Raw genomic sequence first — 9,813 nt, 5'->3', positions numbered from 1 at the left:
TTCTCGGCCCCGGCGCGCGGATCGGCTGGGACCCGAAGGCGGAACCCGGCCATCGCGTGCTCGGCGCGCTGCCGGCCGAGGGCGGCGGCTGGATTGTCTTCTCGGCGCCCTGGCTCGGCGCGGGCGGCGGGGCGCTGGACCATGGCGCGATCGCGTCGATGGTCGCGATGGCGCTCGGCATCGCGCTCGTCTCGATCCTGGTGGTGCGCTGGATCACCGGGCCGCTGCGGCGCCTGGCGAGTGCGGCGGACCGCATCGGCCGCGATCCGAGCCCGCGGCCCGTGCCCACCGAAGGGCCGGAGGAGGTGCGCCACGCCGCGGCGGCCTTCAACGCCATGCAGGACCGCATCGCGCGCCTGCTGGAGGACCGGACGGAGGCGCTCGCGGCGATGAGCCACGACCTGCGCACGCCGCTCTCCCGCCTGCAGCTGCGCGTGGGCTTCCTGCCCGAGGGCGAGGAGCGCGCCCGGCTCGAGGCCGACATCGCCGAGATGGAGGCGATGATCGCGCGCACCCTCGACTACATCCGCGAGGGGCGCGACGCCGAGCCGGTGCGGCCGGCCGATCTGGCGGCGATCCTGCAGACCCTCGCCTCGGACGCCGCCGATGCCGGGCACGACGTCGCCTACGAAGGCCCGGGGCGCGCCGTGCTGCCGCTGCGGCGCGTCGCGGCCAAGCGCGCGCTGTCGAACCTCGTCGACAACGCGCTGCGCCATGGCCGCCCCCCGGTGCGCCTGCGCATCCTCGAGGAAGGGCCGATGCTCGTCGTCGAGGTGTCCGATGCCGGCGAGGGGATCGCCGAGGCCGATCGCGCGCGGGCCGTCGCGCCCTTCGTACAGCTCGACCGGGCGCGCGGTGGCTCGGGGGTCGGGCTGGGGCTGGCGATCGCCCAGCGCTTCGCGCAGGGGAGCGACGGCGGACTCGAACTCGGCACATCGCGCGACGGCGGGCTGCTGGCGAGGCTTCTCCTGCCGCGGCGGGCGGCGTGAGGTGTGCGGGGGAGGAGAACCACCCCCGCGCTGCCTCCCTTCCTTGTCTCCTGGCGCCGACCTTCGGCGGCGGGGCGCCAAATGGCAAAGAAGGTTGAGGGGGGTCCGGGGGGAGAAGTTCCCTTCTCCCCCCGCATCATCGCCGCCACGCTTGCGTCGCGCGCCCGAGCAGCGCGCCAAGCAGCAGCTGCGCGAGCTTCGCGGTGACGGTGATGCCGAGGATGACCACCCCCATCGCCGCGGCCGCGCTGGCCTGGCCGGCCTCATCCATGTGCACCATGGCGACGGAGGCTGGCTTGGTGTCGGGCCCATACAGGAAGATCACCGCGCTCACCGTCGTCATGGTGTTGACGAAGAGGTAGATGGCGATCTCGAGGATCGCCGGCAGGCACATGGGCACCGTCACGCGCCCGAAGGTCACCCACACCGGCACGCGCATCGACGCCCCGACCGATTCGAATTCCGGGTCGAGCTGGCGGATTGCGGTGACCGCCGCCAGGTGCCCGACCGTGTAGAAGTGCACGACCGAGTTCAGCACCAGGATCGCGAGCGTCCCGTACAGGAAACCCAGCGGATTGGCCGGGTGGTTGAAGAACAGCACATAGGCAAGGCCGAGCACGAGCCCCGGCACCGCCAGCGGCACCGCCGCGGCGAAGCGCCCGATGCCGGGCAGCGGCCCGTGCTGCGACCCGCGATCCAGGACATAGGCCACGATGAACACGATCACCGTGCCGACCGCCGCCGCCATCGCCGCCATGCGCACCGACAGCCAGACCGAGTCCCAACCCGCCGTGTCGAAGCGCGTGAAGTCGTAGTTTTCGAGCGTGAGCGTCAGATTGTACGGCCAGAAGCGGATGAGCGAGCCCCACACAGCGACGCCGACGATGCCGACCAGCGTGGCCGCGACGAGGATGCAGACGGCGAGCAGCGGCCGGTCCCGAACGGCCCGCGGCGCGGGGCGCAGCGGCACGGCGCGGCCGCTCATCGTCGCCGTGCGCTGTCGGCTGGCCCAGCGGTCGAGCAGGAAGGCGAGCACCGCAGGGATGAGCAGCACGACGCCCACCACCGCGCCCATGTTGAAGTCCTGCAGCCCGACCACCTGCTTGTAGACATCCGTCGCCAGCACCGGGAACTGCCCGCCGATCACCTTCGGAATCCCGAAGTCCGTCACGACGAGCGTGAACACGACGACGAAGGCCGAGACGAGCCCGTAGCGCGCCCCCGGCAGCGTCACGGTCCAGAAGATGCGCAGCCGCGTGGCCCGCAGCGCCGCTGCCGCTTCGTAGAGCCGCGCATCGGCGGTCGAGAGCGCGACCGCGAGGATCAGCGCCGCCGAGGGAAAGCAGTAGAAGACCTGTGCCGCGACGATCCCCGACGGCCCGTAGATGCTGCCGCCCATCAGCAGCCAGCGCAGCATCCCCTGGTTGCCGAACAGGTAGATCAGCGCGAGCGCGGGCAGCAGCGACGGAGCGAGCAGCGGCAGCATCATCACCGCCCGGAACAGCGGCTTGGCCGGGATGCAGGCGCGCGTCAGCGCATAGGCGTAGATGAAGGCGAGCGGAACGACGATCGCCGCGGTCAGGGCCGCCGTCCAGACGCTGTTCCAGGCCGCGGCCAGCAACGCCGGCGTAGTCACATAGGTGCGGAAATTCGCAATGCCCGCGAAGCCGCCCTCCGGCGTCTCGAAGGCGCGCAGCAGCAGGGTCGCCAGCGGCAGCGCCAGGAAGGCCAGCAGGAAGGCGAGCGCGAGCCACAACCCCCAGCGCATGATCCGCTGGTCGAGCGACCGGCGCGGCCGCGACGGCTGGCCGGCCAGCACAGCCTCAGACATCGTCGATGAAGACCATCAGCCGTTCGGGCGGCAGGGTGGCGGCGACCTCGGCGCCCGGGATCGCTTCCAGGACGACGAGATCCGCCGGCGCGATGGTGGCGAGCAGCCGCAGCGGGCCGGCTTCGAGCGACAGCCGGCAGACCGGCCCCAGGAATTCGAGCCCCGTCACGCGCGCGACGATGGAACCTGGCGGAGCCTCGTCGCCGCGGTCAATCCGCAGGTGCTCCGGGCGAATGAAGCAGGTGACGCGCGTGCCGAACAGCAGCGGGCGCGCCGCATCGGCGCGCAACCTGACACCGCCCGACACCAGGACACCCGGGGGGGAATCCACAACCGCCTCGAACCGGGTGGAATGGCCGATGAAGCCTGCCACGAAGGGGCTCGCGGGCCGGTCGTAGATCTCCGCCGGCGTGCCGATCTGCTCGATCCGCCCGCGGCTCATCACCACGATGCGGTCGGACACGCCCATCGCCTCCTCCTGGTCATGCGTGACCATCACCGTCGTCACGCCGAGCCGCTGCTGGAGCGATCGGATCTCCTGCCGCAGATGCTGGCGCACGATGGCGTCGAGGGCGGAGAGCGGCTCATCCAGCAGCAGCAGGCCAGGTTCGTTCGCCAGCGCGCGCGCGAGAGCCACGCGCTGCTGCTGCCCGCCCGAAAGCTGTGCCGGATACTTCGCGCCCTGGTCCGCGAGCCCGACGATGCCGAGCAGTTCGGCCACGCGGTCCCGCACCCGCGCCCTGGGCCAGGCGGGGCCGCGCAGGCCATAGGCGACGTTGGCCGCGACCGTCAGGTTCGGGAACAGCGCGTAGGACTGGAAGACGATGCCGAAGTCGCGCTCGGCCGGCGGCAGGTGGGTGATGTCACGCCCTTCCTGCATGATCCGCCCCGTCGTCGGCGGATCGAGCCCGGCGATGCCGCGCAGCAGCGTCGTCTTGCCGCAGCCGGAGGGGCCGAGGAAGGTGACGAACTCCCCCGCCTGCACCGTCAGGCTCACGCGATGCAGCGCGACGAAGGTGCCGAACTGCTTGCCGACCTCCTCGACATGGAGATAGGCGTCCCGGGGGCGCGATGTCGCCGCCGTGGCGGTGGCGATGTCCGGCACGGCGGCGGTCATCGGGCGCGCGTCAGTTGCGCGGCGCGGACTTGCCGTCAAAGCGGCCCGCCCATTCGCGCAGCAGCCGGTCGCGCTGCGTCGCGATGGCGCGGAAATCCGCGCTCACCAGCCGCTCGGCGAAGTCGGCCGGATAGTTGCGCACCGTCGGCTCCACGCCCGGCAGCGCCAGCAGCGCGTAGTAGCGCCCGTAGAGTTCCATCGCAGGGCGCGAGACAGCGAAATCCGCCAGCCGCCGCGCCGCCGCCTGGTTGCGCGTACCGCGCAGGATCGCCGTCGCCTCGAGGTCGAAGCCGACGCCATCGGTCGGCACGATGATCTCGATCGGCGCGCCCTGGTTGCGCAGCGCGACCGAGCGCATGTCGAAGGAGATGCCGACGCCGTATTCGCCGCGCGCGGCATTGTTGCAGGGCGCGCTGCCGGAATGGGTGTAAACCTGGATGTTCTCGTGCAGGCGCGTCATGTACTCCCAGGCGCCCGCTTCCCCGCGCGCGCCGATCCAGCCCGCCATGGTCAGGAAGCCGGTGCCGGAGGAATTCGGGTTCGGCATCACCACCTGGCCGCGGAAGACCGGGTTCAGCAGGTCGTTCCAGGTGGTCGGCCGCGGCAGGTTGCGCTGCTGCGCGACCACTGTGTTGAAGCAGATGGCCGAGACGAAGGCATCCATGCCCGTCCAGGTCATCGGGCTGCGGTCCGACCGCATGTTCGCGCGCAGCGCCTCGGCCCCCTGCGGCGTGTAGGGCTCGAGCATGTCGAGCGCCTCCATCTGCAGCAGCGAGAAGACGGACAGGCCCCAGACGATGTCGGCGCGGGGGTTCTGGCGCTCGGCGATCAGCCGCGCGGTGATGATGCCCGTGGAATCGCGCACCCATGCGATCTCGATGTCGCGCAGCGCGGCCTCGGCGGCCTGCTTGAACGGGGCGAGCTGCTCGTTCTCGAGCGCTGTGTAGACGGTCAGGCGGGTGCGCTGCTGCGCCTCGGCGGCGGGAGCGAGGCCGATCAGGGCGCAGGCAAGCAGGGCAAGGCGACGCATGGGCGTGACTCCCTCGGGCATCGCCCCGTCCCTAGCCCGGCCCCGGCGTCAGCCATGTGACGGAAGGATTGCGCTTTCGTGTCAGGGGGCTTCGACAATGCCGGACCCCAACCAGCGCGGAAGCGTCGAGCGCGGTGCGCGCCTTCCCCGGGAGCCCGGCACCGTTGCCGGTCGGCGCCACGCCAAAGCCCCTGCAGCCGGCCGGATGCGCATGGCCGTCATGCCGTGCCGCATCGGCAAGGGCGGCGGGCCGGCGCGTCAGCCAAGCTCGATCAGCGCCCCCTCCCCGCCGCCGGCCAGTCGCCGCGCGTGGAACCCGGCAAGCGCATCGCCCTCGGCGGCCAGTCGCGCCATGGCGCGCGCCGCCTCGGCATCCGCGGTGCCAAGCCGTGCGAAGGCCTCGGCATAGGCCGTCATGCCCGGTGCCGTCGCACGGTCGGGCGTCAGCGGCTCGAACGCAGCCATCGGCCGGCGCGTGCCGCGCATCAGCAGGTCGCCCACCATCCTGCCCTGGAAGCCGCCGATGCGCGCGGCCGTCGCCGCCGAGACGAGCAGCCGCGTGCCGAGCGCCTTGTTCGCCGCTTCCAGCCGCGCCGCGAGGTTGATGGTCTCGCCATAGGCCGTGTAGTCGAAATGCCGGCCGCCGCCGAAATCGCCGACCAGTGCCGGCCCGCTATGGACGCCGATGCGCGTGATGCCGAGTGCCGCGCCGCCCTCCGCGCGCGCCGCCCGGAAGGCCTCCGCGAAGGCATCGAGTGCGAGTGCGCAGGCGACGGCGCGCGCGGCATGGTCGGGCTGGTCGTCCGGCGCGCCGAACAGTAGCAGCAGCCCGTCGCCCAGCACCTTGGCCACCGTCCCGCCGTGGGCGAAGACGATGTCGGTCATGCCGGCGAGGTAGCCGTTCAGCAGCGCCGCAAGCGCCGCCGCATCGAGGGCTTCGACCAGCGCGGTGAAGCCGGCGATGTCGGTGAACACCGCGCTCACCTCCCGCCGCTGCCCGCCGAGGTCGAGCGCCCGTGCCGCATCGGCCAGCTGGCGCGCGAGGTTCGGCGAGAAGTAGCGCGCGAGCGCGGCATGCGCCCGCTCGGCGGCCAGGCGCCGCGCCTCCGCCGCGCGGCGCTTCTCGACGTGGCGCAGCGTCTTGGCCATGGTCGCCTCGAGGTCGGCCAGATCGATCGGCTTCGTCAGGAAGTCGAAAGCGCCACGGTTCATCGCCGTGCGGATATTGGCCATGTCGCCATAGGCGGAAACGATGACGGTGTCGGGCGGGTCGGGCATCTCCCGCAGCCGCTCGAGCAGCGTCAGCCCGTCCATGCGCGGCATGTTGATGTCGGCGAGCACGAGGGCGGTTTCCGGCGCCGCCGCCAGGCGTTCCAGCGCCTCCACCCCGTCGCGCGCGAAGCCGAAGGCCAGGCGTCCATCCCGTATCTGGTGGCGGAATTTCTGCACGATCAGCGCCTCGAGGTCCGGCTCGTCATCGACCACCAGGATCAGGCTCATCGGGCGGCCTCACGGGCCGCGAGCCTGCGGTCGATCTCCTCGCGCAGCAGCGCGAAGTCGATCGGCTTGGCGAGCAGCCCCTCCGCGCCCCCGGCCACGGCACGCTCCCGCGTGCCGGCATCGTCGTAGGCGGTGATCATGACCACAGGAAGATCGGGGCGCAGCGCGCGCGCGCGCGCCAGCAGGTCGAAGCCGCTCATGCCAGGCATGTTCACATCCGACAGCAGCAGGATGATCTCGCGCCCCGCCGCCGCCGCGATCAGGCCGAGCGCCTGCGGGCCGGACCCGGCGAATTCCATCGCAAAGCGGCCCTGGCGCAGGTCGCGGCGGAACTGCTGGCGGAACAGCGACGCGATGTCAGGCTCGTCGTCCACGACAAGGACCAGCACGTTCATGCGGCACCTTCGGCCAGCACCGCGCGCCGCGGCAGGCAGATGGTGAATTCGGTCCAGGCGCCGGGTTCCGTGGCGACGGCGATCGACCCGCCATGCTGCTGCACCACGATGTCGTGCGAGAGCGAGAGGCCGAGCCCGGTGCCCTGGCCGGGCGGCTTGGTGGTGAAGAAGGGCTCGAAGATGTGCCCGCGCACGGGTTCGGGGATGCCGGTCCCGTTGTCACGCACCTGCACCACGACATCCGACGCACGCGCCTGCGTCGTCACGAGCAGGTGCGGCTGGAAGCCCGCGCCTTCCTTCTGCTGCACGGCGTGGAACGCGTTGCCGAACAGGTTGAGCAGCACGCGCGTGAACTCCTGCGGATAGAGATCGACCTGGCCGACGGCGGGATCGAGCCGCTTCTCGAGCGTGACGTTGAAGCCGGGGCGTTCGGCCCGCGCGCCGTGCCAGGCGAGCGTCAGCGTCTCCTCCAGCAGCGTGTTCACGTCGACGGGGCGGCGCTCGCCTTTCCCTTCCCGCGAATGGGCCAGCATGTTGCGCACGATGCTGTCCGCGCGCCGGCCATGCGCCGAGACCTTGCCCAGGTTCTCGCGCAGCATCGCACTGAGCTCCATCACCTCGGCGCGCAGCGCCGGGTCGAGGGCGGGGCCCGCCCTGTCCATCGCCTCGTCCAGCTCGGCCAGCAGCTCCACCGACAATTCGGCGAAGTTGTTGACGAAGTTGAGCGGGTTCTTGATCTCGTGCGCGATGCCGGCGGTCAGCTGGCCGAGCGAGGCGAGCTTCTCGGTCTGCACCAGGCGGCCCTGCGCGGTGCTGAGGTCCTCGAGCGACTGCGCCAGTTCGCGCGTGCGGTCGGCGACCTTGGCTTCCAGCGTTTCCTGCGCTTCCTGGATGCGCGCGGCCATCTCGTTGAAGCGCAGCGCCAGCGTGCCGATCTCATCGGCCGAGGACACCGCGATGCGTTGGGCGAGATCGCCCTGGCCCAGCCGTTCCGCACCGGCCTGCAGCGCGCGGATCGGCCCGGTCAGGCGGCGCGCGAGCACCACCCCGGCAAGCAGGGCGAGCACGACGCCGAGCGCGAGCAGCGCGAGCGTCTGGTAGAAGGCCGCATAGACCGGCGCGAGCGCCTCCGCGGTCGGCTGCTCGACGAAGACGATCCAGCCGAGGCGTGGAATCGCGGCATGCGCCGAGAGCACGGCCCGCCCGTCCACGCCGCGCGCCGCGCGCACCCGCTCGCCGACCGCGGCGATGGCGCCCGCCACCTGCGGCAGGGCCGAGAGGTCCGTCTCGCGGAGCACCAGGCTCATGTCGGGATGGGCGATCAGCCGCCCGGCGGTGTCGGTGACGAAGGCGTATCCGGTGCCGCCGACGCGGATCGCGGTGATCACCTCCCAGATCAGCTTGAGGTTCACCTCCGCGATGGTCACGCCCGCGTTGCGGCCGGCATGGACCATGGCGACCGCCATGTAGGGTTCGGAACCGCGGCGGAAGGTGACGGGCCCGTACCAGACGCGCTGATCCCGCGCGCCGCGGAAGCGCGGGTCGGCGGACAGGTCGGCGCCGCTGTCGATCACGTCCGGCTCCAGCCGCGACAGGCGGAGGCGTTCCCGTCCCTCCCCGTCCAGGTAGAGGAGCTCGGTGATCGCGGGCGCCTGGCGCAGCAGGCGGATGAAGTCGTAGCGGCGCTGTTCCATCGGCACGCGCGCCCAGTCGGCGCGGGTGGTCCAGCCGATCTGCTGCTCAAGCTCCGCGATGAACTGCGCGACGCGGTCGGCGGCGGCATCCGCCTTCTCCTGCTCGACACGCACGGCCGAGGCGGTCGCCTCCTTGTAGGCGAACCACATGGAGATGCTGCCATTCACCACCAGCACGGCGGCGACCAGGCCGAGGAAGGCGAGCGCCAGCCGCTGCGCGAGGGAGAGGTTGCGGCGCGGCCTCACTCCAGCACCTCGTCCGCCTGGGCAAGAACGGTCGCCGGCACGCTCAGCCCGAGTGCCGCCGCGACGCGCATGTCGACGGCGAAATGGAAGCGGCGGGGGCGCTCGATCGGCATCACTGCGGGGTCCTCGCCGGCCAGGATGCGTTCGACCATCGGCATCGCCAGCCCCCAGAACTGCAACTGGTCGGGACCGTAGCCCAGCAGGATGCCGCCGCCGAGATAGCTGCTGAGGAAGGTGACGCAGGGCAGCCGGCGCGCGAGCAGCGCGGGGCCGAGGCGCGGCAGCACGCTGCTCCAGCCCGGCGCGGTCAGGCAGACCACGCCGGTGCGCGCGACGTCGAGCGGGGCGAAGGCCCGGTCGAAATCGCCCACCTGGCGCCAGTTCATCACCTCCGTCGTCAGGCCCCGTTGCGCCGCGAGGCCTTGCGCCACGGCGAGCTGCAGCGGGCCGGCGCTCGGGTCCCAGAGAAAGACGATGTGGCGCGTGCGCGGCGCCACCTCGACCAGCAGGTCGAGCCACTTGCCGGCCATCGAGGGCTGGTCGAGGAACAGGCCGGTGACGTTGCCGCCCGGCCTGGCGAGACTCTGCGCAAGGCCCGCGGCCACCGGATCTGTCTCGAGGTCCACGGCCACGATCGGCACCGACCGCGTGCCGCGTGCGCAGGCGGCGAGCACCTCGGCGCCGATGGCCATGATGACCGAGACATCGAGGCGCAGCAGTTCCTCCACCAACCCGGGCAGGCGGCTGCCATCGCCCTGCGCGCTGCGCAGGAACAGGTTCTGCTCCTCGACGAAGCCGGCCCGGCGCCAGAGCGGGGTGAAGACGCGCATGGCGGTGTTCTCGGGCGCGATGGTCACGGCGTGAAGGTAGCCGATGCGCCGCGGCCGGCGCGGCTGCGCCATGGCGGGCAGCGGCAGCGCCAGCGCGCCGAGAAGGCCGCGCCGCGCGATCATTCGATCACCTCGTCGGCGCGGGCGAGCAGCGGCACCGGCGCGACGAGGCCGAGCGCCG

The 9,813-nt window shown here is 72.0% G+C and carries 8 protein-coding genes; 1 reads left to right on the top strand and 7 read right to left on the bottom strand.

Going from position 1 to position 9,813, the window contains the following annotated elements; all coding sequences use genetic code 11:
• Nucleotides 1-989, top strand: a 989-nt coding sequence (locus tag HW577_RS14300) for an ATP-binding protein (protein ID WP_198376813.1), incomplete at its 5' end; no start/stop codon positions are given.
• Nucleotides 990-1,125: 136 nt separating this feature from the next.
• Here HW577_RS14300 and HW577_RS14295 read toward each other — a convergent pair.
• The 7 genes from HW577_RS14295 to HW577_RS14265 form a co-directional block, all read right to left on the bottom strand.
• Nucleotides 1,126-2,820 carry a putative 2-aminoethylphosphonate ABC transporter permease subunit gene (locus HW577_RS14295; protein WP_198376812.1) on the bottom strand — a complete coding sequence of 565 codons (1,695 nt, stop codon included), beginning with the start codon at nt 2,818-2,820 and terminating at the stop codon, nt 1,126-1,128.
• The gene (locus HW577_RS14290) at nt 2,813-3,937 is read right to left on the bottom strand and encodes an ABC transporter ATP-binding protein (protein ID WP_198376811.1); all 1,125 of its coding nucleotides are present in this window, start codon (nt 3,935-3,937) and stop codon (nt 2,813-2,815) included. Before HW577_RS14290 ends, HW577_RS14295 begins: the two co-directional genes overlap by 8 nt.
• A 10-nt stretch (nt 3,938-3,947) precedes the next feature.
• Nucleotides 3,948-4,967, bottom strand: coding sequence for a putative 2-aminoethylphosphonate ABC transporter substrate-binding protein (locus HW577_RS14285; protein WP_198376810.1), 1,020 nt, complete (start codon nt 4,965-4,967; stop codon nt 3,948-3,950).
• Between the two features lie 258 nt (nt 4,968-5,225).
• Nucleotides 5,226-6,467, bottom strand: a complete 1,242-nt coding sequence (locus HW577_RS14280) for a response regulator (protein WP_198376809.1) — start codon at nt 6,465-6,467, stop codon at nt 5,226-5,228.
• Entirely contained in the window at nt 6,464-6,862 is a 399-nt protein-coding gene (locus HW577_RS14275) for a response regulator (protein WP_198376808.1), read from the bottom strand. Before HW577_RS14275 ends, HW577_RS14280 begins: the two co-directional genes overlap by 4 nt.
• A complete protein-coding gene (locus HW577_RS14270) occupies nt 6,859-8,802 on the bottom strand; it encodes a sensor histidine kinase (RefSeq protein ID WP_198376807.1) in 1,944 nt (647 codons plus the stop codon). The genes HW577_RS14275 and HW577_RS14270 overlap by 4 nt, the downstream gene beginning before the upstream one ends.
• On the bottom strand, nt 8,799-9,755 hold the full coding sequence (locus HW577_RS14265) for an ABC transporter substrate-binding protein (RefSeq protein WP_198376806.1): 957 nt from the start codon (nt 9,753-9,755) through the stop codon (nt 8,799-8,801). The genes HW577_RS14270 and HW577_RS14265 overlap by 4 nt, the downstream gene beginning before the upstream one ends.
• Nucleotides 9,756-9,813 lie beyond the last annotated feature (58 nt).

It is taken from the genome of Neoroseomonas rubea (genome assembly GCF_016106015.1).
In the GTDB taxonomy this organism is placed as follows: Bacteria; Pseudomonadota; Alphaproteobacteria; order Acetobacterales; family Acetobacteraceae; genus Neoroseomonas; species Neoroseomonas rubea.
This window is presented reverse-complemented; position numbering and strand designations above follow the sequence as displayed.

Excerpts from the sequence above, each read along its gene's own strand:
- HW577_RS14295 (WP_198376812.1), bottom strand. The coding sequence starts at position 2,820 with ATGTCTGAGGCTGTGCTGGCCGGCCAGCCGTCGCGGCCGCGCCGGTCG.
- HW577_RS14290 (WP_198376811.1), bottom strand. The coding sequence starts at position 3,937 with ATGACCGCCGCCGTGCCGGACATCGCCACCGCCACGGCGGCGACATCG.
- HW577_RS14285 (WP_198376810.1), bottom strand. The coding sequence starts at position 4,967 with ATGCGTCGCCTTGCCCTGCTTGCCTGCGCCCTGATCGGCCTCGCTCCC.
- HW577_RS14280 (WP_198376809.1), bottom strand. The coding sequence starts at position 6,467 with ATGAGCCTGATCCTGGTGGTCGATGACGAGCCGGACCTCGAGGCGCTG.
- HW577_RS14275 (WP_198376808.1), bottom strand. The coding sequence starts at position 6,862 with ATGAACGTGCTGGTCCTTGTCGTGGACGACGAGCCTGACATCGCGTCG.
- HW577_RS14265 (WP_198376806.1), bottom strand. The coding sequence starts at position 9,755 with ATGATCGCGCGGCGCGGCCTTCTCGGCGCGCTGGCGCTGCCGCTGCCC.